Source organism: Pelolinea submarina, from assembly GCF_003966975.1.
In the GTDB taxonomy this organism is placed as follows: domain Bacteria; phylum Chloroflexota; class Anaerolineae; order Anaerolineales; family Anaerolineaceae; genus Pelolinea; species Pelolinea submarina.
In genome coordinates this window covers 3,200,316-3,223,773 of the sequence record NZ_AP018437.1, presented here as the reverse complement: position 1 = coordinate 3,223,773, position 23,458 = coordinate 3,200,316, and the positions used below count along the sequence as shown (strand labels likewise).

The 23,458-nt window shown below is 54.5% G+C and carries 20 protein-coding genes; 4 read left to right on the top strand and 16 right to left on the bottom strand.

Annotated features, from left to right (window positions below; genetic code table 11):
• The first annotated feature begins 7 nt into the window (after positions 1-7).
• Entirely contained in the window at positions 8-1,357 is a 1,350-nt protein-coding gene (locus Pelsub_RS14245) for a DUF4956 domain-containing protein (RefSeq protein ID WP_116225707.1), read from the top strand.
• Positions 1,354-2,061 (top strand): VTC domain-containing protein, encoded by a 708-nt coding sequence (locus Pelsub_RS14240; RefSeq protein WP_116225706.1) that lies wholly within the window; start codon positions 1,354-1,356, stop codon positions 2,059-2,061. Before Pelsub_RS14245 ends, Pelsub_RS14240 begins: the two co-directional genes overlap by 4 nt.
• Before the next feature lie 39 nt (positions 2,062-2,100).
• Here the strand turns inward: Pelsub_RS14240 and Pelsub_RS14235 are convergent, their stop codons facing one another.
• From Pelsub_RS14235 to Pelsub_RS14160, 16 genes are all read right to left on the bottom strand, one after another.
• Positions 2,101-3,108: an ABC transporter permease gene (locus tag Pelsub_RS14235; protein WP_158675135.1), complete on the bottom strand. Its 1,008-nt coding sequence runs from the start codon at positions 3,106-3,108 to the stop codon at positions 2,101-2,103.
• 81 nt (positions 3,109-3,189) lie between these two features.
• Positions 3,190-4,764, bottom strand: coding sequence for a YjjI family glycine radical enzyme (locus Pelsub_RS14230; protein WP_116225704.1), 1,575 nt, complete (start codon positions 4,762-4,764; stop codon positions 3,190-3,192).
• A 31-nt stretch (positions 4,765-4,795) separates the two neighbouring features.
• Positions 4,796-5,644 carry a YjjW family glycine radical enzyme activase gene (locus tag Pelsub_RS14225; protein ID WP_158675134.1) on the bottom strand — a complete coding sequence of 283 codons (849 nt, stop codon included), beginning with the start codon at positions 5,642-5,644 and terminating at the stop codon, positions 4,796-4,798.
• 11 nt (positions 5,645-5,655) lie between these two features.
• Positions 5,656-6,576, bottom strand: a complete 921-nt coding sequence (locus Pelsub_RS14220) for a carbohydrate kinase family protein (RefSeq protein WP_116225702.1) — start codon at positions 6,574-6,576, stop codon at positions 5,656-5,658.
• 11 nt (positions 6,577-6,587) lie between these two features.
• Positions 6,588-7,529 (bottom strand): nucleoside hydrolase, encoded by a 942-nt coding sequence (locus Pelsub_RS14215; RefSeq protein WP_116225701.1) that lies wholly within the window; start codon positions 7,527-7,529, stop codon positions 6,588-6,590.
• 68 nt (positions 7,530-7,597) lie between these two features.
• Complete coding sequence (locus tag Pelsub_RS14210; RefSeq protein ID WP_116225700.1) at positions 7,598-8,569, bottom strand: ABC transporter permease; 972 nt, start codon at positions 8,567-8,569, stop codon at positions 7,598-7,600.
• Positions 8,569-9,669, bottom strand: coding sequence for an ABC transporter permease (locus tag Pelsub_RS14205; RefSeq protein WP_116225699.1), 1,101 nt, complete (start codon positions 9,667-9,669; stop codon positions 8,569-8,571). Before Pelsub_RS14205 ends, Pelsub_RS14210 begins: the two co-directional genes overlap by 1 nt.
• Entirely contained in the window at positions 9,666-11,225 is a 1,560-nt protein-coding gene (locus Pelsub_RS14200) for an ABC transporter ATP-binding protein (RefSeq protein WP_116225698.1), read from the bottom strand. The genes Pelsub_RS14205 and Pelsub_RS14200 overlap by 4 nt, the downstream gene beginning before the upstream one ends.
• A 69-nt stretch (positions 11,226-11,294) precedes the next feature.
• Complete coding sequence (locus Pelsub_RS14195; RefSeq protein WP_116225697.1) at positions 11,295-12,398, bottom strand: BMP family ABC transporter substrate-binding protein; 1,104 nt, start codon at positions 12,396-12,398, stop codon at positions 11,295-11,297.
• A gap of 210 nt (positions 12,399-12,608) precedes the next feature.
• Positions 12,609-13,214, bottom strand: a complete 606-nt coding sequence (locus Pelsub_RS14190; RefSeq protein WP_116225696.1) for a class I SAM-dependent methyltransferase — start codon at positions 13,212-13,214, stop codon at positions 12,609-12,611.
• Positions 13,215-13,312: 98 nt separating this feature from the next.
• Complete coding sequence (locus Pelsub_RS14185; RefSeq protein ID WP_116225695.1) at positions 13,313-15,463, bottom strand: glycosyltransferase family 39 protein; 2,151 nt, start codon at positions 15,461-15,463, stop codon at positions 13,313-13,315.
• Positions 15,464-15,610: 147 nt separating this feature from the next.
• Positions 15,611-16,447: a thioredoxin gene (gene trxA, locus Pelsub_RS14180; RefSeq protein ID WP_116225694.1), complete on the bottom strand. Its 837-nt coding sequence runs from the start codon at positions 16,445-16,447 to the stop codon at positions 15,611-15,613.
• 37 nt (positions 16,448-16,484) lie between these two features.
• The gene (locus Pelsub_RS14175) at positions 16,485-16,907 is read right to left on the bottom strand and encodes a hypothetical protein (RefSeq protein WP_116225693.1); all 423 of its coding nucleotides are present in this window, start codon (positions 16,905-16,907) and stop codon (positions 16,485-16,487) included.
• Positions 16,908-16,978: 71 nt separating this feature from the next.
• Positions 16,979-18,034, bottom strand: a complete 1,056-nt coding sequence (locus Pelsub_RS14170; protein WP_116225692.1) for a L,D-transpeptidase — start codon at positions 18,032-18,034, stop codon at positions 16,979-16,981.
• 18 nt (positions 18,035-18,052) lie between these two features.
• Positions 18,053-18,667 (bottom strand): L,D-transpeptidase, encoded by a 615-nt coding sequence (locus Pelsub_RS14165; protein ID WP_116225691.1) that lies wholly within the window; start codon positions 18,665-18,667, stop codon positions 18,053-18,055.
• A 9-nt stretch (positions 18,668-18,676) separates the two neighbouring features.
• Positions 18,677-19,498, bottom strand: coding sequence for an N-acetylmuramoyl-L-alanine amidase (locus Pelsub_RS14160; protein WP_116225690.1), 822 nt, complete (start codon positions 19,496-19,498; stop codon positions 18,677-18,679).
• Between the two features lie 157 nt (positions 19,499-19,655).
• Here Pelsub_RS14160 and amrA point away from each other — a divergent pair, with 157 nt between their 5' ends.
• Complete coding sequence (gene amrA / locus Pelsub_RS14155) at positions 19,656-20,234, top strand: AmmeMemoRadiSam system protein A (RefSeq protein ID WP_116225782.1); 579 nt, start codon at positions 19,656-19,658, stop codon at positions 20,232-20,234.
• A gap of 11 nt (positions 20,235-20,245) precedes the next feature.
• A complete protein-coding gene (locus Pelsub_RS14150) occupies positions 20,246-23,440 on the top strand; it encodes a transglycosylase domain-containing protein (RefSeq protein ID WP_116225689.1) in 3,195 nt (1,064 codons plus the stop codon).
• Positions 23,441-23,458 lie beyond the last annotated feature (18 nt).

The window sequence follows — 23,458 nt, the reverse complement described above, 5'->3', positions numbered from 1 at the left end:
GTGCGTAATGAAATCTACCCATCGAATTTGGACAGGAATGGTTTTGAGCCTGATCTTATTGCTGGCTGTGCCGCTTGGAACGGTTGCCGCGCAGGAGAATGGCGGCGGTTTCACCGAACCCTTTGATGATCCCCAGCTCCCGAATTGGGAGCATTCCCCGGAAACCATCGTCAAAGATGGTGTGCTGGTCATTGGGCCGGGTAACGTCGCCATCCGTTTGGGTGATTTCAGCAACTTTACCGCCGAGTTCAAAGTACGCTTCACCGGACCGGGACTGATCTTTTTCCGCTTCCACATGCGCGATGACGGCGATAACGTCGTGATCTTCGATGGGCAGCGGGTTTCTCTCGAAAGAACCGCCACGGGGCAGTCCAATGAATTGGCGGGCGCCGAGTGGAGCGGGTTCAGCGGAGATTGGGATACCGTTAAAGTCACTGCCCAATCCGGGCAGTATGAAGTCAGCGTCAATGGACAGGTATTGCTGCAAACCCAGGAAACAGGCGAGGCGCCCGGCGGCGGTTCATTGGGCTTCATAGTGGATGGAGAATCTTCGGCTGAATTCGATGACCTGAGCGTTGCGCCTATCATGGTCGAAGGCGGCGGGCAGGAAATGGCTCCCGCGCCGGCCGGTGATCAGCCCGCCGCAGCGGCCACCGCGCAGCCGAGCACTCAATACGGGATTGGATCCCTGCTGGCCCAACTCTCCGGCAGCCAGGCCAGCCCGCCGGAATTTACCACCTTCTCGGTCAACCTGCTGCTGTCGGTCGTGCTGGCTTTTGTGCTCAGCCGGGTGTACATCTACTGGGGTTCGGCCCTGTCCAACCGCCGGCGTTTTGCGGCCAACTTCATCCTGATCACGATCACCACCACCTTCATCATCCTGATCGTGCGTTCGTCCGTGGCGCTGTCGCTGGGCCTGGTGGGCGCCCTGTCCATCGTGCGCTTCCGCGCGGCGATCAAGGAACCCGAGGAATTGGCTTACCTGTTCTTCGCGATCGGCATCGGCATCGGCTTGGGCGACAACCAGCGCCTGATCACCGTGGTTGCCATGGCGGTGGTTGTGGCGGTCATCGGCATCGCGCGCCTGTTCCGCGGGCGGCAGTCCGATTTCAACCTGCACCTGACCGTCACTAGCGGCAATCCCGACAAAGTCAGCCTGGAAGCCGTTACCGGCACGCTGAGAAAGCACGCGGCTCAGTCGCGCCTGGTGCGCTACGACGAGGACGCGAAAATGTTGGAGGTCTCCTATCTGGTGGAGTTCAAGAACAGCGCTGAATTTGAGGCCGCCAAGAATGCCCTGCAGGCGCTTTCCAAGGGCATCCAGATCACCTTCCTGGACAACAAAGGCATAGGATGAGACTGCCAAAAAAGGCTTTCCAGCCTGAAAGCGCGGATCGCCGCTACGAGAAGAAGTTTGTGGTGGAGGGCATGAGCGCCGCGCAAGCCATCGCGGTGCTCAAAACGCATCCGGCCCTCTTCCGCGAGCTGTATCCGCCGCGCTACGTCAATAACATCTACCTGGACACACCCCTGCTGTCGGATTATTACAGCAACGTGAACGGTTACCGCCAGCGCCGGAAGGTGCGCGTACGCTGGTATCATGAGCTTTTCCGGCCAGTGGACGACGCCCTATTGGAATTCAAGAACAAGCAGGGTGAAGTGGGCAGCAAGGAGCAGTTCCCCTTCCCGGCTTTTTACATGGACGAGACTCTGACGGAGCGGGACTTCTGCGAAATTGTGGCGGCTTCTGAACTGCCGCAAGCTGTGAAAGTACGCCTGCGCGGCCTGGAATTTGCCATGCTCAACCGCTACAAGCGCTGGTATTTTGCCACTCCGGAGGAAACCTTCCGCATTACGGTGGACGCTGAACTAAGCTTTTACCACCTGGGCAAACTGTCAAACCATTTCCGCCAGCATTTCCAGGATCGCCGCAGTTTGATCGTGGAATTGAAATACCTGGTAGCGGATGACCGCGAAGCCCAGCGCGTGTGCGCGGCGCTGCCCTTCCGCATCACGCGCAGCTCCAAATATATCAGCGGGGTGGATTCGGTCTATCTATAAAAAACAGGCAGCGAACTTTGCTGCCGGTTTTTTGCCGAGTTATACTTTTTTCTCGCTATTTCCATTGACCCGATAGAATTTGTGCATGGCGGTGAAGATCAGCAGCAGCGCGATCAACGCGCCACCCAGCTCACGCGGGATGCCGGAGCGGATCTGTAACCCGACCAGCGCGCCGGAGCGCAACCCACCCAACAGGATTGACAGCAGGATTACCCCAAAAGGATGCAGCCCGCCGGCGAAGGCCACGATCAGCCCGTCGAAGTCGTTGACGGCCGAGAAGGTCGAGACGTAGTGGTAATGCACGCCCAGCACTTCCACGGCGCCGGCCAGACCGGCCAGCGCGCCGCTCAGCAGCATGGCGGTAATGACAGTTTTATGGGTATTGATGCCCGCGTATTTAGCGAAACGCGGCGCCTGCGCGGCGCTGCGCACGGCCAACCCCCAGCCCGATTTCCACAATAAAAGATAAACCAGCAGAGCAAACAAGAGCGCCAGGATAAAACCGGCGGTCAGTTTGGTGCTGACCACCAGCGGCATCAATTTAGCGCTGTCCAGGATGCGGTCCAGCGGGAAAAAACCTGCCAGAACGCCCGCGATGGGATTGAGCAGCAGGGTCACGATGATCTCATTGGCGCCGGTGAACTCGCGCAGCAGGGCCGGCAGCAACCCCCACAAAGCGCCGAAGAAAGCCGCCGCGGCCAGGGCAGCCGCCGGATGGACCAGCGCGGGCAGGTTGAAGCGGCTGCCGATCCAACAGGCGCCCGCGGCACCCACCAGCATTTGCCCGGCCTGGCCGATGGAGAAGAAGCCGGCCCGCAGGGCCACCGCGGCGGACAGGCCGCTGAAGATCAGTGGGGTGGCGAATTGCAGCGTGGTCAGAAAGGCACAGCGCCCCGCGCCCGCGCGGCAGGAAAAACCGCTGTCGAACAGGTTGGCGTAGGTCGTGAACGGGTTCTCGCCGGTAGCCAAAATCAGCAGCGCGCCCGCCAGCAGGCAGGCGCCCAGCGGGATGAGCAGGTTGGCGGCGCGGCGCAGTGTTTTTCTCAATAAAGCGCCCCGAGCTCCGTTGAAGGGCAGCTTTATAGTACTTCTCGTGGATGGTTTCATCAATGCTGGCAGTGAAAAGGCTTAAACCTTGCGCGTGATGCGGTGCAGGTGGTTGGGATGATTTTCCATCACGCCGCTGCCCAGCGCGGCGGAAGAATGCCGCAGGGCTTTCTCAGCCTTGTGCGCTTCCAGGTCGGCGCGCCGGATCAGGTAGCCTGTTACGCGCACGAACTCGGAATTGGCGCTGCCGATCGACAGGTTGCGGATGCCGGCCTTGAAGGCGCCCTGGATGATGTCCAGCACGGCGGCTGGGTTCTGCGCGGCAGTCTGGTCGAATTCCAGGATGGTGCTGATGCCGCCATTGATCCACTTATGTGTGGGCGCTTCGGTCAGGATGTGCTCGTACAGTTCCGGTTCCTCGCCGGAGGGGATGCGCGTGGCGGGCGTGGTTTCCAGGTCGGAAGTGATACCCACCTGGGCATGGTAGCAGGCTTTGCCGCCTGTGCCCTCGCAATAGATTACCGGGTTATCTTCCAGCACTTCGTGGATGCGCGTGGTGATGCGTTCCGCCAGGCGGTTGGCAGCCGGGTCGTGCCCATAGCCCGCCTTGTTCTGGAAGAAATGATTGACGCCTTCAGCCAGCCCGAAAACGCCGGCGTAGGCGGAGAATTTTGATTTATCCAACAGCCCTTCCTCGATCCAGAAGTTGTCCTCGAACCAGCGCACGTCTTCAATGATATAGCGCGCGCGGCTGGCGATGACCTCAGTCCAGCGCTTGCTGATCTGCGGCAGGATCTCATCCAGGAAGCGCTCGGGGTCATTCCCGGCCATCTCCGCGGCTTTTTTCAGGTTCAGGCGCACCAGCGTGTAGATGCCGCCTTTGAGCGGCAGGGCGTTGTAGCAGCTGGCGATGACGTAATCCTTGCCCCAGTCGGCTGCCATGGCCGGATGGTTGAGGAAGTAAGGTTTGGTGACGGCCAGCGCGTTGGAGACCGCTTTGAGCGCGAATTCTTGCGGGGTATGCTGCGGGTCGTAACGCAGGGTCACGTTGGTGATGGTGCCCAGCTCGCGGTCCACGTCCAGCAGCAGCGTGCCGGTCTTGCTGGCGGCCGGGCCCAAGTCGGCGTGTACGAACCCGCTGGGGTTGAGGCGGTCCACCAGCAGCCAGAAGGACTTCAGCACCTGGCGCGCGGTTTCAGGCGATACGCTGTCGATGTAGGGTTCCAGCAGTTCGTCCAGGCGCCCGATGAAGACCGGCAGACCGCCGGCCGGGAAGTACTTGTAAGCCGTCAGCAGGCTGGTTGTGGCGTCGAACAGGTTCTGCGCCGGCTGCAATTCCAGGAAGGGGCTGCCTTCGCGCAGGATTTTGGCGTAATCGGGGGCCACGTAGCGCGGGTGGTAGGGCGTGGCGCCTTCGGCCAACAGGCACAGCGCGCCGGACTCGATCAGCTCACGCGCTTCGGCCGAAATGGGCGGATAGGGCATGCTGCCTACCGCGGCGGCAGCCAGCGCGTCGCGCTTTTGTTCGAAGATCAGGTCGCGCGCGTGCAGTAAATCCGAAATGTGCTGCTTGAAAGGTGCGACCGTTTCAGCGGTCAGCCCTTCTTGCAGGTTTTCGAAATCCATGAACGGTTCAGGCAAATTTTGTTTATCCATAACAATAATTCCTTTTCAGCGATTGTCTCAATTATAGCGAACGTTCCACGGATGTTAAGCCATTGCTGCGGGCGGTTTCCACCAAAGCGTCCATGCGTTCATCCGTGGGGGACTGCCATTGCGCGGCCGGGCCGCTGGCGCCGTGCGGGCGGAAGCGCAGCAGCCGCAGATGTATCGATGGATCGATGCCGGCCAGCAGGCCGGCGGTGCGCTGCATGTCCGCTGCCTGGTCGGTGTAGGCAGGCGCGATCACCTGCTGGACCTGCTGCAATTTGCCCTGGGCGGCGAAGAAGCGGATGCTTTCCAGTACCGTATCGAGCGGCTGCCCGGTCAATTCCAGGTGTTTGTCCGGATCGCTGCATTTCAGGTCAACCATGGCCATGTCCAGCCAGGGCAGCATATCCGTGTAGGCTTGCTGACCGGCAAAACCGTTGGTCTCGATCAGGGTGGTCAGATCCGAGTTCTCTTTGACCAATTGAAAGAAGCGCGCCAGGAAGGGCACCTGCAGCGAAGGTTCGCCGCCGGACACACTGATGCCGGTGATGAAAGGCCCGATGCGGGCGACTTCCTGCCATAATTCTGCGGGTGTGTAGGTGCGTGTGCGCGGCGAAGCGGATTCAGGGCAAACGCGGATGCACTCGTCACATTCCACACAAATATCCTCGTTCCAGAATATTTTATCTTTTCCCAGTGTCAGGGCGTGCTGCGGACAGGTTTCCACGCACAGCCCGCAGGCCGTGCAGTGGTTGATGGTGTAGGGGTTGTGGCAGTACAGGCAGTGAAAATTGCAGCCCTGCAGGAAGATCACTGCGCGGTTGCCCGGCCCGTCCACGAAGCTCTTTTTGAGGATGTGGTTGACGATGCCTAGTGGTTCGTTCATGCCATTATTGTTCATGCGGGGGTAACACCCTGGGCTATCAGGCGCTTGGCTAGCGTTTCGATTTCAGCGAATGTGGGCAGGCTGGTGGCCGCGCCGACGTGGCCGACCTTCAGCGAGCCGGTCGCCATGCCCCAGCATACGCTGTCGGCCAAACTCAGGCCCTTATCCAGCCCAAACAGCAGACCCGCGCGGAATGCGTCCCCGGCGCCGGTGGCATCCACTACCTCAACCTTTGGCGGATGAGCTATAAAGGCGCTGCCGTCGCGGTCGATGGCGAAAACCTCATCGCCGCCGTCGGTGGTAATCACGATGCCCTGGTTGATGGCTTGCAGGCTGCGGGCGTGCTGGTGCACGTCCACGCCCGGGAAGACGTTTCGAATGTAGGATCCGGAATTGGTGGCGATGTCCGTGAAAGGCAACACTTCATGTTCCGGCCAGATCACGTCGCCGATGGTGGTCTGCACGCCGGCGTTGTGGGCGGTTTTGGCGGATTGAATGCGCTCCGGGCCGCCGTACAGGTCCAGCGCTAAATACCCCGCGCCTTTCAGCATATCCAGCGAAAAGACGCTCTTGGGAGTTTGCGGGTAATAAAAAATCAGGAAGGAGCGTTCGCCGTCAGGTGTGACGATGGCGCGTGTGAAAGGCGTGGTCGTGCCCGGCACGATTTCGAGCGCCGCCAGATCCAGACGGTTGTGCTGCCCCAGCCATTCCTGCAGCTGCCTGCCGTACAGGTCGCTGCCGATGACGTTGCCGCTCAGCCCGACCGGCACACCCATGCGCGCCAGCCAGACGGCGGTGTTGGCGGCTGCGCCGCCGATGTGGTAGCTTTCGGCTTGCGGAAAAACCGCGATTTCCGGACTGGGCAGTTGGTCGGCCTGGATGATGTTATCCACGCCCACTTCACCGTAGCAGAAGACCGATAATTTTTCCATAGTATTTCTCCTTATTTTGCAGCGGTAGGGTCGATGAACGACCAAATGAAATCCCGCACCATTTTAGCCTTGACGGTGCTGACCACGTGCGTAGTGCTGCCCTGCGAGCGCGGCACCGGGTTGATCAATGTGGTGCCGATTGGCAGGCGGCTTCCGTCGGAAATTTCCACTTCCACAGGAACGGAATTGAAAAGATCCGTTTGCAGCAGGTAAGCCGCGGCTACGGCATCGTGCAGAGAGCAGCCGTCTTTTTCCCAACCCATGCTTTCCACACGGGTGATCCAGCTGTCCGCCTGCTCTTTGAGCAGGCTCAGGATCGGATCGCTGTCAGGTAACGCGGCGAATTTCGCGCGTGAAAAAGCCGCCTGGCGGGTGATATCCAGCCCCAACAGGGTCAGCGGCCAATCAGCCGCGCATATTTTTCGGGTGGCGCTTGGATCACAGTGCACGTTGAACTCGGGCGCCTGCGGCTGGCTGCCGAAAGAGCCGCCCATGGCAACCACTTGTTTGACCTTATAGGCGATCTCGGGGTCCTTTTCCAGTGCCAGGGCCAGGTTGGTGGAGGGGCCGATGGCGATGACGCTTAATTGGTCGGGGTAGGTGTTTGCCAAACGTACCAGCATATCCGCGGAGGATTCCCGCGGTTCATTGCATTCAAAAGGCAGCGTGGCGCTGTAACCGGCCTGCCACTCTGCAAACCAACTCATGTCGCCTTCCAGCGGGCCAGCCGCGCCCTGTGCCAGGGGAATATCCGTATGCCCGGTTATTTCCAGCATACGCGCCAGGTTGCAGGTAGCGTCCCGTACCGGCACGTTGCCGAAAACGCTGCCGATGCCGACGATTTGAGCCGCCGGGTTGCGCAGCAGCATCAGCAGTGCCGCGCCGTCGTCTATTTCCGCACCGGGCGTACCTAAGCTAAGATCTGTATCGATATAAATAAATAATTTGTCCATATGATTGCTTGAAAAAACAGGGGTGCGAGATGTCTGCACCCCTGTTTGTGTTACAGGTTTCGATTCGTCTATGAAGCAGCCTTTTGCTGTTCCTCCGCTCTCAATTCCGCGCGGAAGCGGCGGCGTGCGTTGTTCTCACGCAGCTTTTCGCGTAGGGCGATGAAGATCAGCACGATCAAGGTAGCAAAGTTCGGCAGCAGTTCCACCAGGTTTGGCGGCAGGTCGGTGACGTTTTGGATACGCACCGCGAATGCTTCCGTCAGGCCAAAGAACAAACTGGCCAGAGCGGTACCGATGGGGTGGTTGGCGCCGAAAAGGGCCGCCGCTACAGCAGTCCAACCACGGCCGTTGCTCATATTGCGAGTGAACAACTTCAAGTGGCCGATAGATAAGAATGCGCCGCCCAGGGCGGAAAGTACGCCGGAGATAATCAGGGCCATGGTTTGGATGCGCACGGCGTTGATCCCCACGGTTTCTGCGGCTTCCCGGTTCTCGCCGACCGCGCGGATATGGCGGCCGAATTTCATTTTGTAAAGAACCAGGTACATCACAATGGTGACAGCCCATGAGAAGTAAACGATGATGTTGTATCCGCTGAGGATGTTGCCCAAAACGGGGATGTCCTTGATCAACGGGATCTCGATATCCGGGATGCGGTTAATGCTGGGGTCCGACCAACTGCCGACGTTGCCGAACATAACGCGCATCACATACACGGTTAGCTCCTGAATGATCAGGTTGAACGCGATGGCCAAAATGACCAGATCCACGTCATACTTATGGTATAGAAACGCGAACACCAGTCCAAGCAAACCGCCGGAGGCCATGGCAATCAACAAACCAATATACGAGTTCCCGACGAAGTAAGCGGAAACAATACCGACGAAAGCACCCATCAGCATCATGCTTTCCAGCGCCAGGTTGAGCACGCCGGCTTTGTTGCACAGCGCGCCGCCCAGGGCAGCCAGAATAACAGGGGTGGCCAAGCGGATGCCGCTATTTAATAATTCAACAGTGAAGACACTAAAAAAGCCTGTCATTAGTCTCCTCCTCCTTTCGCTTTCACCTTTTTCGACTTGGTAAACCAGGAGCGGACGCTATCGATCGCACCTTCGTAGAATTTACTGGCAGCCACGAACAGGATGATGAATCCGATGATGGTTGCGCCCAATTCACGGGGGATGCCCAGTTTCAATTGGAGGCCCAATTGTGCGCCGAGTTTTAGTCCGGCAAACAAGATGGCAACGATGAAGACGCCGAAGGGATGGGTTTGGCCAAGAATGGCCGCGGTAACACCGTCGAAGCCCAAACCGGTAGAGAAACCGGTCATGATGCGGCGGTGCACGCCCATCACCTCAACCGCACCGGCCAAACCGGCCAGAGCGCCGCTGATGATCATGGCGCGGATTGCGGCTTTATCGCTGGGAACACCACCGTATAAAGCGAAACGTTTGGACTGGCCCGCCATACGCTGTTCGTAGCCGGATTTGGTTTTCCATAAATAGATAAAGACGAGGATGACAGCCACAACCGCAATGATGAAGCCCACGCCCCATTTGGAACCGGGCATAAAGATGGGCAATTGCGCGGTTTCATCGATGATGGGGGAGTGCGCCGTGGTGGATACGTCCGCGCGCATGGGGAACTGCACCATGTATTCGATGATTAGGGTGGCGATGGAGTTCAGCACAATGGTGGATAACAACTCATTGACGCCTAACTTGACCTTTAAAACGCCGGGGATGAACCCATAAGCCGCGCCTACGGCCATGCAGGCGACCAGAATGACGGATTGATGTACGCCGTTGGGCAGGTGGATGTTGTATCCCAGCCAGCCGGCGGCGATGGAAGCCATCAGATATTGGCCTTCCTGGCCGATACTGAACAGACCGGAGCGGAACGCGACCACGGCCGATAGACCGGTCAAAATAATCGGGGTGGCGCGCTCCAGGGTGGTAACAATAGCGCAGTTGCTGGCTTTTTCGCAGCCAAATGCCTTGCTGAATAAGACTCCGTATGATTCCCAAACCGGTTTGCCGGTGAGGGCGATCATAATGCCCATCAGCACCAGGCCAGATAAAATAGCCAGGACTGGGATCAGAATGGCGTCAAGGATCTTTTGGAGTTTCTTGTTTTTCATTTTGATTCCTTTCCCGACTTCGCTTGGTTTGTTTGCAGGTCAGAGAGTTTTCCGCCGGCCATCAGGATGCCGACTTCTTCTTCGGTAGCAGTCTTGGCGTCCAACTCACCCTGGATTTGCCCGCGGAAAAGCACCAGAATGCGGTCGGCCAGGGCCATGATTTCTTCCAATTCCACCGAAACCAGCAAAACGCCGGCGCCGCGGTCGCGTTCCTCAATCAGGGTTTTATGTACAAATTCGATACTGCCAACATCCAGACCACGGGTGGGCTGGTTGGCGATAATGAATGATGGCTGTCCAGAGAGTTCACGTCCTACGACTACTTTTTGCAGGTTGCCGCCGGAGAGCATGGAAATATCCTCGCCCGGCTTGGCGGCCGCGATGGAGAAAGATTTGACAACTGTTTCAGCGAACCTGCTGATGGATTTTCCTAACAAGAAACCAAATTTGCTGAATTCGGATTGGTTGTAGCGCGAGATGATCAGGTTTTCATCCAGATTGGTCTGCAAATTCAAGCCGACTTCCATACGATCTTCGGGGATATGCGCCACACCGGCATTGCGGCGGTCGCGCACATTGGCTTGCGTAATGTCCTGCTCGTTCAGATATAAGTTTCCGCCGTCCAGAGGACGCATACCGGAAATGACCTCAACCAGTTCGGTCTGTCCATTACCGCTCACGCCAGCCAGGCCGACGATCTCTCCTTCATGTACGTTGAAGGAAACGTGGGAAATGGCAGCCAGCCCGTGTACATCTGAAACGCTGACATCCTTTGCTTCAAAAACAGGTTTACCGCGTTGAATGGTGTCTTTTTTAACGCGCAGCAGAACTTCACGGCCGACCATCATACGCGCTAAATCTGGAATATTCGTATCCGAGACTTTCTTGTTTCCAACATTCTTGCCCGCGCGCATAACGCTGACCTTGTCTGCGACTTCCATTACCTCGATCAACTTATGGGTGATAAAAATTACCGAATAACCCATCTTTGCCAATTGGCGGACCACGTCCATCAGTTCTTTAACTTCCTGGGGCGTCAAAACCGCGGTAGGTTCATCCAGAATTAGGATCTTTGCTTCACGTAAGAGTACTTTTAAGATCTCAACCCGCTGCTGCATGCCAACCGGCAGGTCGCGGATTTGAGCTTTAGGGTCAACCGGCAGATTGAATTTATCCGCCAGCTCTTTCACAACTTTATTTTCTTCTTTTGGGGATAAGAAACCGGCTTTGTTCGGTTCCATGCCCAGGATGATGTTTTGGGCGACTGTAAAGGACGGGACTAATTTGAAATGCTGATGCACCATACCGATGCCGTTTTTGATGGCATCATCAGGGTGGCCGATTTGAACTTTTTCGCCATTAATAAAAATTTCACCGGAATCCGGTTTGATCAGACCGTACAGGATGTTCATTAATGTGGTTTTGCCCGCGCCATTTTCCCCCACCAGAGCAAGCACCTCGCCTGCTTCAACTGTCAAATTAACGTTGTCATTCGCCTGCACATCGGTCGAACTAAAATACTTGGTGATCCCTTTCATTTCTAATGCGAGTGCCATGCGATCATCCTCCATTAAAGACCCCGGGAAAGGTTCCCCGGGGTCCTGTTTGTTGTTATCTAATAATATTTACTCGCCGATGACTGCAACGCATTCGGGGGTATCGGGATAGAGCGAATCGCAAACTGCATATTCGCCGGCCAAAATCTTGGCGCGGTATTCTTCGACGACTGCTTTCGCGTCGGCTAACTTGGCAACCATATCTGCGGGGCCGCTTTCTTCAAAGGCGGTGGAACCTTCGTCCCAGGAAAGGCCGGCGAAACCGTCCTTCATACCTTTGGTGATGAACTGGCCGCCTTCGAAGGTGCCGTTGACCACGCTGGCGATGGAGTCGAAGGTGGTCTGATCAACACGCTTGATAACGGAGGTGATGATGCTGCCGGGCTGGATGTAGTCCTGGTTGGAGTCCACACCGATGGCGTATTTGCCAACCTGGGCGGCTGCTTCCAAGACACCTTCGCCGGAACGGCCGGCAACCTGGTAGACAATGTCGGCGCCCTGTTCGTACTGGGCCAGAGCGGTTTCCAGACCGAGGGTCGGGTTGGAGAAATCAAAGCCGAGGTAGCTCACGAGCACCTGGCAATCGGGGCAAACTTCCAAGACACCCTGTTTGAAACCATAGGTGAACTGGTTCATGGCGGGGGAATCGCCACCGTTGACCACGCCGAGGATCTTGCTGTCGGTCATGGTGCCGGCGACCAAGCCGGCCAGGAAGCTGGCTTCGTGTACTTCAACCTGATAGGAAACCAGGTTGGCAGGGAGTTGGTCCAGGAAGAGTTCGGACGGGGATGAGAAATTCTGTTCCGGGAATTCATTGGCCAGGTTGGCGAACAATTCCGCGTCGATGGCCAGACCCAAAACCAGATCGTAACCTTCGGCGACTGCGCCGCGCAGGGCAGCTTCGTGCTCGGAAACGCCATTGGTCTCAATGATGTCGCATTTCACGGGCAGTTCGGCGTTAGCCTGTTCAATACCGCGGGCGGATGAATCAATGAAGGAACGGTCGCCCAGGGGATTGGGGGTAATCAGCGCGCAGGTGAACTCGGGTTCAGCGGCGGTTTCATCAGCTGCCGGGGCAGCTTCTTCGGTGGTGCTGGGAGCGGAACCGCAAGCGGTGAACAGCAATGATCCGACAACCAGGATTGCCAAAATGGCTAGTAATCTCTTATTCATAAAATCTTCTCCTTTATTAATAAACCAAGTAAATATATTTTTGTTGCTCTCCAATAATTTTGAGGCTATATTTATCTATTACGAACAAAAATCACCTCCTTTTTATTAAGGTTTTTTATCCCCCAAATAGTACCAATGAGAATTTTGCAGTTTGTTACAACTTTCCCTTTGATGGCACAAGTATAAAGCATTTTTTTTCCTCTTGTTAAATTAACCTCTATTTTTGGCTGTAACCAGGTAATAATCTTCATTATCTTCAATTTTTACCTGTACAAAGCCGGCCTTTTCCAACAATTGAGCCATCTCGTCGTTATCGGGAATTAGATGATCCTGAAAGTCGGGGATACTTCTATGGATATCGTTGATAGTCTCTTTGCTGGCGGTGTGACAGATGAACAAGGTACCGTTTTTTTTCAGCAAATGAGTCAGATTGCGTAATGCGCGGGGTTTATCATGAAAGTGCGGGAAAGTGGAATAGCATACGGCTGTATCGAATTGAGCGCTGCCGAGATGCAGGGCTTCGATTTCAGCACAGACGTATTCCAGGCTTTCTCTGTCGGAAAATTTGGATTGCGCTTTGATCAGCATGTTGATGGCGAAATCCATGGAGATGATTCTGCCGCTGCCATTCAGTTTTTCGGAGATATATGGGATAAAAACACCGGTGCCGGTGCCTACGTCTAAAACAAAATTGGGCTCTTGAATATCTAGCCGGTCGGCCATTCTGCGGAGCTTTTGTGCATCGTTATTTCTAACGGTATCATCCCAATGCTCTGCCCTATCGTTAAAAAACTTCCGGCTGATTGTTTTATCCATGGAAAGAATTCCTTGGCATATTATATCCAAATAAAGATTGTATGACAATCTTTTTTAAGGGAATCGGATGGATAAAGTAAATGGAAAAGGGAGGAAATTTAGAACACTTCGAGGAGATAAGGTGTACCGGACAGAGAAAGGCTTTGAATGGGCTCTTGTGGTGAAGACCATTCATTTTGACTGTCCCAGATTACCAGCGTGTTTTCTTCGAGATCAGAAAACTGCCGGATAGAATTATACGAAGCCGGAGACAGAAGCGGAAAACCTCTGACTTGCACGGTCATATAGATCTGCTGTTTCTGAATGGATGTCAGTTCATTCGGCAGCAGGAGTTGAAGACCTGCGCCGGATGGATCAATATCCAGATCGGCAAGTGCTTTGGCGGTTTGTTCGCCTATCCGGTTGTAATACTGCTGATCTTTCAACTCACCCTGATAAGCAGGCAGCGCGGCCAGGTAAAAAATTGCCAGACCCAGGGCTGCCGCGGCCAGAAGCGCGGGGATCTTCTTCTTCAGATAGAGCAGCAGGTAGCTGCCATATAAGGGTAAAAGCAGGAGGAAGAAAAATTCTTCCATCAAAGCGACCATATAGCCGTCCACCGCCCCCAGCGCATTCAGCGCGCCTGCGCTGATGGGAAGAATGGATTTGCGGATGAGCAGCAGGTAAGCGCCGCTGATCAACCCCGCCGGAATTATCAGCATCAATAAACCGTACTGTAGTGCGGCGGGTGTTTCGTTTTCTTTGCGTTCGCGTAGAGCGAGCATGGCCGAGATCAGAAAGATCGGCGCGAGAAAGATCAGGTAACGCCCCATGATCTTCATGGGGATCTCCGCGTTGTAGTTGGCCCGCCAGGAATGGCGCACGACTGCGGCGCTGTAAACAGCGGTAAGCGCAATGGATAAGATAAACCAATGTTTGCTTTCCCGGCCTAACCGGTTTGAGAAGAAATCGCGCACCAGCAGGACGAGGAAGGGCAGCACTGGGGCTGCCATTAAAGCCAGGTAAGCCGCGTAAATCAAAACCCACAACATCAGGTTGGCAAAGCTGAGTTGTTGGGGATTCTCCACGCTGGCGGTGATGAAAAGGCCGAGCGTATCTTTAAAAGTATATCCATGCGAAAGGCCCGCAGTGATCCAGGGCAAATAGCATCCCAATCCGCAGGCAGCCAGCAATAGAAAACGCCTGATCCATTGGGAGGCGCGCTGCTGCGAGCCGGCTGAATTCCGGTTGACTTTCAGTCCCCAACCCAGCAGGAAGACGGGCAGAAGGGCCAGGGTGATATAGCGGGTTAAGTACAGCAGTCCTAATAAAGCGCCGCTGAGTATATCCCAGGCAGAACGCCTGCGCTCATCTTGCGAGTCGGAGACTATGAAATACAATGCCCAATAGAATAACGGGAAATATAAATTCTCGCTTTGTATTCGGCGAGGAAAGACCAGGTGAAAGGGCAGCAGGCTGGCCCCCAGCACCACCAACAGGCTTTGTTCCGCTTTCATGTACCGTCTGGAAATCAGGTAGATGGGAAAGACGATGCTGGAAGATAACAGAACGTTGATGACTTTGATCAAATCAAAGGTATAAAAACCAAAAGGCAGCGTGGTTGTCAGAAGCAGGGGATACAAAGGCGGATAATGGATTGGGTCAACCGCCTGAAAGAGGTTTCCCTGGCTGAGGTAGTACGTCAGCGAAAAATATTCCATCTCATCGCCGTTGATGGGACCGTAAGCCCCTGCAGCCCCCAAAAAATATTTGAAAGCCGCGAGCGCAGCAAAAATTATCCAGATGCGTCGAATTTCTTTGTCGCTTTCCGGTTTGAAATTCGTGAAGTGAAACGCAATCCAAACCAGAAGCACCAGCACAGTTTGGATGGAGAAGAGAAATATTAAAGAAAGCACCGGTTGAAATTGAATGTAAACCTGGCTCCAATCGCCAAATGTGTGTGGGCCGCGGGTAAAGAGGAAGATGACCGCCGCTGTCATCAGCAGGCCGGCTGCCAGCATCCGCCAACAGGTGCGCTCGTTTTTCAGGCAGGTATGCACTTGCCTGGTGAGCCAATTGCCATTTTTTAGGCTCAGAACTGCCGCACCCAGGAAAGCCAATGCCAAAATTGCCAACCCGCACACCAGGATCAGTCGTTCGGGGGAAAGGCCTAAGAATACCTGCTCACTGGGAGCTGAACCAGACAGGTAAAAGTACACTGCCAATAAGGCGGTTTCAATTGCGTTGATCAGGAAATAGAGTGCGGTCATACCTGTTTTCTTCTGGTTGTTTGGGCGTGATCTTAATATGGCTGTATGTGCTTAAATTTACCATGCTATTGGGTAATTTCGCTTGAAGTAAAAAAAGGCTGCCGATCAAGGCAGCCTTTTCCTCTGTTCGATTTATCTATATGGCTGTTAGAACAGCACTGAATTTAACTCCGCGCGATAATCGCGGGTTTGCGGGTCTTCCTCACCCATGATTTCCAGGATAGCCAGGATAATCTGGCGTACCCGTCCGTTTTGATAGCGTTTATCCTCGCGTAGAATATCCAAAAGCCCATCCAACGCGATGGGAAATTTCCCCTGACCGGCCAGACGCAGGCTGTTCTTGAAGATGGCGTCCAGCGTGCTTTCGTCGGGCAGCAGGTCATGCTGCGCGTCCAGTAAACTTTGCGCGTATGGGATTAATATTTCGGCCTGGGCATATTCGCGTCCGGAGGGAATTTCATCTAATAATGATTTTGCTTCTTCTGCCTGGTTTTGAGCCAGCAGCGCTTTGGCTAATGCGAGTTGAATGGGGAGCGAGTCCGGTTTTTGTTCCAGCGCAGCGCGCAGGACGGATTCGGCTTCACTCCAGTTCTGCCCGAGCAGCAATCCCTGACCTTTTTTGATGTCCAGCTCCAACGGGCTGGGCGGGGTCAGATTGCTGATAAACTCGCGCAGCCGGCTTTCGGGCTGCATGCCGACGAACTCCGCCACCACCTGCCCATTTATAAAGGCTTTCACGGTTGGGATACTGCGTACATTGTATTGTGTAGCCAGATTGGGGTTTTGGTCGATATTTACTTTGGCCAGGCGCAGACCGCCGTTGGCTTCGTTGACGATCTTTTCGAGGGTTGGTCCAAGGACTTGGCAGGGTTTGCACCACTCAGCCCAAAAATCAACCAGGACAGGAATGTTCTGGGAATATGCGACAACTTCATACTCAAAATTGAGTTCATTGACATTAATTACATGGTCGGTTGCGTTCATAAGGTTTTACTCCTTTGATACTCCTGCAGATCAGGTGCTATTCATCACCTTCTGCCGGTAACGCAGGTTGTTCTACTCGTATTACTTCACCGTGGTAATTGACCACAATCTTAAAACCGAGCATTCCCAGATAGGAGCGGCCGGCTTCAGGCAGGCCATTTTCCAGGATCTTGTCCATTTGTTCATCCACGTTTTCGAGCTGATTTTGGATGATGGCATGCGTGAAAAGGTCATCCTGGCCAATCATTTTGACTGTTTGTTCGGTAATCGCTTCTTTGTTTTCTTCAATCTGGCCGAAGAGGGCGTTCAACACCTGCCGGTCAATTTGTTCGGATGAAATATGACGTAGAAAACCAGCATCATTGATAACATAGCAGGCTTCGTTTCCTACAAACGAAATCGCCAGCTGTTGGTCTTCTTCATCAAATACCAGACCTTCAAATACTGCTTTTGTATTCATAGTTGTGTTCATCATTTCCGAACATTTTAACGACAATAGCGAAAAAAATGTCTTAATAATTTCTATGAATGTTAATACACTTCCACGCGGGTGCCGGAATTGGAGACGTATTTCTTTTCACGCGGAGGCACCACCGGCTGGGTCCACAGGTAGATCCAGCGCGCTGCCGGAATGGGCAGGTTGATACAGCCGTGACTATTCGGCTGGCTGAAATCGTTATGCCAATAAGTGCCGTGGAAAGCAATGCCGCTGTCCGTGAAATAAGATACCCAGGGCACGCCGTACAATTCGTTGTCATTGATACTGATACGATCCGTGTGGACCATGTGACGCGAAGGGCGTTTGTAATTTACTTTGAAATTTCCCTGCGGCGTGGTTAAATCCACATCTCCGGTCAATTGCCCCGACGATAACGCGGACATGAAAACCGGCCGTTCGTTTTCGTAGGCCACCAGGTACTGTTCATTCAGGTTGATGCGGATGACTTTCTTGGTCTGATCTCCCGTCGTGGAAGTGGGCGCCAGTTCGTCTTCCGCAATCAAACGCATATGGGTCGCGTCAACGTAAAATGAATCTTCCCAGCGATCCTCCTGGACCTTATAGTAGTACGTTCCGGCTTCATCTTTCCCCAACCCGTAAATCCAATGGGTAGATCCGTAAAAGAACATCTGGTCTTCTTTTACCCGTTGATTCTGTTTATATTGATCAACCACGGCGGTTGTAAACGGCACCGTAATCTCGGCCAGCTGGCCCCCGGAGGGAATATCCAGCACCCGTTCGTTGATTTGATTTTCCACAGGTTGCAGGTATTTGTATGGAACGTAGCCGCTGTCGGTCAGGCGGCACCAAATTTCCTTATGCGGATGACTATTCTGAACCGCCTGTTCGTAACGATACTCCACCAGATCATTAAACATCAGTGTTTTCAGGACCTGGCTGTCCGGATTGGGTTGGGCAAACACCGAGATATCATCGAAGAGCACCCGGCCCAATTTGGATGCGTCCGTATCAGCTTTATGCAATCCCGCAAATTTAGAGCCTGCCCGGCTGCCGGCCATCCACAGTCCTGCGGAGTATAGAGCGGAATATTTTAGGAAATCACGGCGGTTTATGTTTTCAATCTTCATCGGATAGTTTTCCGTATATTAATTATGGATGAATATGTAAGTACCAACCGGTGCGTTTTCATAAATCCAGGCAGCTTCCTCGGTTTTCATATTTACACAGCCCCGGCTCATTTCCGTACCGAAATTGTGGTGCCAGTAGGTGCCGTGGATGGAATAACCTTTGTAGAAGAACATGGTATAGGGCACATCCGGAATATCATAATCAGGCCCGCGCATGGTGTACTGGCTGTACTTGGCGTAGATTTGATAAGTGCCGGTCACGGTTGGGAAAGCTTCCGTACCGCTGGAAATCAGGAATGCGTTGATGATCTGGTTGCCGCGGTACGCGAACAAGGTTTGGGTGTTCAAATCAACCTCGATCCAGAAATTGTTGCCAGCCGAAGCTTCCTCCGGAATATCCCAGGAATGCGCAAAGTAATCGGCGAAATATTTATCGGGCGTTTGCGAGGGCGTTGCTTCTATCTGAAGGCCTGCCGAATTCTCGCCGCCGAGATTCTGCGCGTATACCATGGGGACTTGCAGGCAGAACAGGATCAAAGCGGCTGCCATGAAAAGCAAAACTGCGGCCGCGGATAGAAGAAACGGCTGCCGCCTGGTTTGGGCGCGGTGTTGGGGTTCAATCAATCGGTTCATTATTATTTTTTATTCGGCATTCAGGAAGCATTGGATTCCGGCAACAATTCCCTCCGTAACCTGGTCGGAATGATTCGTCAATATAGCGCGGTCGGTTTTTAGAGAACCCATCTCCAACCGCACCGCTGGAGTATTCACGCTGATATCGCGGAAAATATGATAAGAGGTATCTTCAGCGTTGATGACTTCGTATGTAAAGGGCAAGCCGGTTGCCTGCTGGTATTCTTGCGCCAGACAGGTGGCCAGTTGGTCTACCAATTCGGGATTCTGGGCGGAGTAACTGCCGCCAATGCTGAAACCGCTGGGAGGCAGCGGGTTTTCCGCACAGGAGCCGGTATACAGGGCGATGAACGCGGCGCCTTCGTAGTTCAACAATTCCAGGTCGTATTCCGGAAATTCATCCACGATGTATCCCAGATCTTCCAGTTTTTGGCTGACGAGCGTGGCGATTGCCTCGTTAATATCCGATTCGACTGTACCATCCTGGCAGACTTCGCCGGGGTTGCTGTCTTCTAGGTGTCCCGCCAAAATGCCGATATGCTGGCTGCGTTCATCTTTGGCTTTTTCCTCCGCTTTCAACGCGGATTCGGTCGCCCCGGCTTCCACCAGGGCAGCCAGGCTGGGTGTATTGAATACCTTGCGCGGATTCCACAACGTCAGGAGGGTAGCCATGACCAGCGCAATACTGACCACAGTCTGCACGCCGTTCATCACCGTGTAGGACGATTGCCGTCTGGGTGAATCGCTCTCATCACCGGCGTCATCCGCCGCTTCGTCCTTAGGCGTTTCAATCGGTTCTTCCAGTGGTTCTTCAGGTAGTGGATTTTCCATTTACTGATTCTCTTTAACCATCAATCCATTCATCTTTACGGAATGTATAATTCCGCTTGGACGGTTATTGCTATTCCGTATTATGAAGATTATAACTGAAGCAGGCCATTGTGTTTGTAAAATTAAGAGTATGGAATGATGGGAAAGGATGGATGCCATGGAGTTGGAGCAGACTTTATGTGAAGCCGATCGCAAGACCCTGCTGGATCTTGCCAGGCATACGATTCAACAGACAGCTGCGGGCCAGCGCCTGCCGCGGTTGAACCCGGCTGATTATTCTGAAGACTTGCAGCGTGATGGCGCCAGTTTTGTGACCCTTACGATCGACGAACAGTTGCGCGGATGCATCGGTGCACTGGAAGCCTATCAACCGCTGGTGTTGGATGTGCAAGAGCACGCGGCCGCCGCGGCTTCGGAGGATTACCGTTTCAGGCCGGTCCGGCCGGAAGAAGTACCGCTGCTGCAAATCGAAATATCGCGATTGACGCCCACCCAACCGCTGTTATATGAAGACTGGCAGGACCTGATTGATCAGCTACGACCCGGCCTGGACGGGGTTTTAATTAGAGACGGTGTCCGGCGCGCGACCTTTCTCCCGCAGGTTTGGGAAAAATTGCCCGACCCGCGGAACTTCTTGGACCACTTGTGCGTTAAAATGGGTGCTCCCTCTGATTACTGGCGCATCCACAAATTGGATGTATCTATTTATCAAGTGGAAGAATTTAAGGAAGAATAAAACTGAGTCGAATGGAAGATAACAGCCAACAAAATCCCATAGATCCGGAAGAAGAAACCCCGGCGCAACGGCTACGCCGTATTCTGGCTGCGTCCCAGCGGAAAGGTCAAGGCTTGCCTCAAGAACCGGCAGAGCGGCGGCCATTGGAAGAACCCACGCGGGAATCCGCAGTGCAGCCTGCCTCGCTGCCCACAAATGATGCGGTACCTGCAGAGAGGACTGAAGCTGCGGGGAGGACAATATCCGGTGATACGCAGCGAATTCCCATCCCGGAAGAACCTGATGCGCAGCCCTCTGCATGGGACGAATTTCTGGATAATGCCTCCGACCTCCTGAAAGATGCAGTGGATCGAGCGGCTAATTGGATTGGCAGCATTCAACTGCCCCGCCTGGGGAGCGGCGGCCGCGGCCACCGCAAACCGCCGCGTTCTTCCGGCACCGGGAAATCCGGCTGCCTGGTAAGAGGGTTGGTTATTCTGGCTTTTAGCTTTGTTATCGTCACGATTCTGGGCCTTTCCTTTATATTGATCCAATATTTCACCATAGCGGCCGGCTTGCCCAGCGTCGAGGACCTGCGCCAGTATGCCTCTCAATTCGAGACAACGCGCATTTATGACCGCAACGGTAACCTGATTTACGAGATCCTTGATCCGAATGCCGGGCGCCGAACCTACACGACACTGGATGATGTCTCGCCCTTCCTGATCGCCGCGACGATTGCCACCGAAGATAAAGACTTCTATACCAACCCCGGTTTCGATCCGCTGGGTATTGTGCGCGCGTTCTGGCAGAACTACACCAGCGGGGAGGTGGTTTCCGGCGCTTCGACCATTACCCAGCAGTTGGCACGCACGCTGCTGCTCTCGCCTGAGGAACGCAACCAGATCACTACCCAGCGCAAAGCGCGCGAGATCGTGCTGGCGGCTGAGATTACCCGGCGCTACAGCAAAGATGAAATTTTGGAACTGTACTTAAATGAAATCTATTACGGCAACCTGGCCTACGGCATCGAAGCCGCGGCCGAGACCTATTTCAGCACCACTGCCGGCCAACTGAACCTGGCCGAAGCTTCCTTCCTGGCCGGCCTGCCGCAGGCGCCGGCGGTATATGACGTGTATACCAACCGCGACGCGGCCGAACTCCGCCAGTCAGATGTGTTGGGCCTGATGGTTCAATTCAGCAGCGAACGCAACTGCATCCGCGTAAACCAGTCCAACGTACCTATTTGTGTGACGCTGAATGAGGCTGTGGCGGCCGCGCAGGAGATTGACAACACCGTCTTTGAGTACCACAACATCAACATGCCTTACCCGCACTGGGTCAACTATATTCGTACCCAACTGGAAGCACAATACGACCCGCAGACCATCTACCGTTCCGGTTTCCGCGTGTACACCACACTGGATCCAACCCTGCAGGATTATGCGCAAGCCAGTTTGACTGAACAGGTGGACGCGCTGGCAGCCAATAACGCCACGGATGGCGCGCTGGTAGCCATTCAGCCTTCCAGCGGGCAGATTCTGGCGATGGTCGGTTCGGCCGATTTCTTTAGCGAAGCCATTTCCGGCCAGGTCAATATGGCGATCGCACCGCGCCAACCCGGATCATCCATCAAACCCCTCACGTACACAGCCGCCTTTGAAAAGGGTTGGACACCGGCCACCCTGATTTGGGACGTAGCCAGTGAATTTCCGCCTTCCGGAGACCCGGACGATACCCGCGATCCATACAAACCGGTTAACTACGACGGTAAATACCACGGCCCGGTATTGGCGCGTACCGCGCTGGCGAATTCCTATAATATTCCGGCTGTGAAGACCCTGAATTTTGTGGGTATCTATGACGATCCTGCAACGACGGAAAAAGAAGGTTTTATCGCCTTTGCCGAACGCATGGGCATTACCACCCTGACGCGCGATGATTACGGCCTGTCGCTCACCCTGGGCGGCGGGGACGTTTCGCTGCTGGAATTAACCGGAGCCTACGCCGTTTTTGCTAACCAGGGCCAGCGCATGGCGCCTTATTCCATTGAACGCATCGAGGACCACAGCGGAAATATCGTTTACCAGCATGAGACCCCTGCGGCGGAACAGACCATCAGCCGAGACCATGCTTACTTGATCAGCAACATCCTTTCCGATAACCAGGCACGCACACCAGCGTTCGGTTCGAATTCTGTGCTGAAGCTGCCCTTCAGCGCGGCGGTGAAAACTGGCACAACCAATGATTTCCGCGATAACTGGACGTTGGGATATACCCCTGATATCGCCATCGGCGTGTGGATTGGCAATGCCGATTACACCCCCATGTCCAACATCAGCGGTGTGACCGGCGCGGCGCCGTTGTGGGCGAATGTCATGCAGTGGGCGGTGGGTTACTATTGGGGCGGCAGCCCTTCCGAATTCGTTCAGCCGGATACCGTTCAGAGACAAACGATATGCGCTGCTTCCGGCGCTTCACCTTCGTCAAACTGCCCCAGCGAAACCAAAGAGCTCTTTGCCGACGGCCAGCCGCCGCTGGACAAGAAGGATGACCTGTGGAAAGATGTGGAAGTGGATACCTGGACGAACCTGAAGGCCAGCTCGGCCTGCTCCGAGTACGTTGAAGAGAAAAAGACGGTCAATGTCAGCGATCCCTGGGCCATTAAGTGGCTGACCGGGAATGACGCGGGTAAAACCTGGGCCAAAGATATGGGTTTTTCCTCTCCACTGGTATTTACCCCGCAGGAGGAATGCAGCGGCGACAGCCCGCGCCCGACCATCATTTTTGTGGGCCTGGATGAGGATGGCGATATCAGCACACCTTATGTGGATATTTATGCGGTGGTTAACGCGACCAAGAATTTTAAAGAATTCAAACTGCAATATGGGGTGGGCAATAATCCGACAAAATGGAAGACACTGATGAGCAGTACCGAGCAATACGACCAACCCAAGCACCTCATTAGCTGGGATGTGTACGAGGCCGATGCCACCCGCATCACCCTGCGCATATATATGGAGAGTACCAAGGGAACTTTCGCTGAAAAACGTATTCATCTGAACCTGCTGGTGCCGACATTAACGCCTACCATGACAGTAATACCCACACTAACGCCCATACCACCTACTGCGGAGCCGATTATTGCAACCGAAACGCCGGAATTGGTTCCGACAAATACGCCTTTTGGGGGTTCCGACGGGGATGAAGCCACGCCTGCGCCATAGGAATCCCATTCTTTCGCA

Coding starts and splice junctions, on each gene's coding strand:
- Pelsub_RS14190 (WP_116225696.1), bottom strand. CDS start 13,214: ATGGATAAAACAATCAGCCGGAAGTTTTTTAACGATAGGGCAGAGCAT.
- Pelsub_RS14160 (WP_116225690.1), bottom strand. CDS start 19,498: ATGGAAAATCCACTACCTGAAGAACCACTGGAAGAACCGATTGAAACG.
- Pelsub_RS14240 (WP_116225706.1), top strand. CDS start 1,354: ATGAGACTGCCAAAAAAGGCTTTCCAGCCTGAAAGCGCGGATCGCCGC.
- Pelsub_RS14220 (WP_116225702.1), bottom strand. CDS start 6,576: ATGGAAAAATTATCGGTCTTCTGCTACGGTGAAGTGGGCGTGGATAAC.
- Pelsub_RS14150 (WP_116225689.1), top strand. CDS start 20,246: ATGGAAGATAACAGCCAACAAAATCCCATAGATCCGGAAGAAGAAACC.
- Pelsub_RS14175 (WP_116225693.1), bottom strand. CDS start 16,907: ATGAATACAAAAGCAGTATTTGAAGGTCTGGTATTTGATGAAGAAGAC.
- Pelsub_RS14245 (WP_116225707.1), top strand. CDS start 8: ATGAAATCTACCCATCGAATTTGGACAGGAATGGTTTTGAGCCTGATC.
- Pelsub_RS14200 (WP_116225698.1), bottom strand. CDS start 11,225: ATGGCACTCGCATTAGAAATGAAAGGGATCACCAAGTATTTTAGTTCG.
- Pelsub_RS14170 (WP_116225692.1), bottom strand. CDS start 18,034: ATGAAGATTGAAAACATAAACCGCCGTGATTTCCTAAAATATTCCGCT.
- Pelsub_RS14215 (WP_116225701.1), bottom strand. CDS start 7,529: ATGGACAAATTATTTATTTATATCGATACAGATCTTAGCTTAGGTACG.
- Pelsub_RS14205 (WP_116225699.1), bottom strand. CDS start 9,669: ATGAAAAACAAGAAACTCCAAAAGATCCTTGACGCCATTCTGATCCCA.
- amrA (WP_116225782.1), top strand. CDS start 19,656: ATGGAGTTGGAGCAGACTTTATGTGAAGCCGATCGCAAGACCCTGCTG.
- Pelsub_RS14230 (WP_116225704.1), bottom strand. CDS start 4,764: ATGGATAAACAAAATTTGCCTGAACCGTTCATGGATTTCGAAAACCTG.
- Pelsub_RS14210 (WP_116225700.1), bottom strand. CDS start 8,569: ATGACAGGCTTTTTTAGTGTCTTCACTGTTGAATTATTAAATAGCGGC.
- trxA (WP_116225694.1), bottom strand. CDS start 16,447: ATGAACGCAACCGACCATGTAATTAATGTCAATGAACTCAATTTTGAG.
- Pelsub_RS14195 (WP_116225697.1), bottom strand. CDS start 12,398: ATGAATAAGAGATTACTAGCCATTTTGGCAATCCTGGTTGTCGGATCA.
- Pelsub_RS14165 (WP_116225691.1), bottom strand. CDS start 18,667: ATGAACCGATTGATTGAACCCCAACACCGCGCCCAAACCAGGCGGCAG.
- Pelsub_RS14185 (WP_116225695.1), bottom strand. CDS start 15,463: ATGACCGCACTCTATTTCCTGATCAACGCAATTGAAACCGCCTTATTG.
- Pelsub_RS14225 (WP_158675134.1), bottom strand. CDS start 5,644: ATGAACGAACCACTAGGCATCGTCAACCACATCCTCAAAAAGAGCTTC.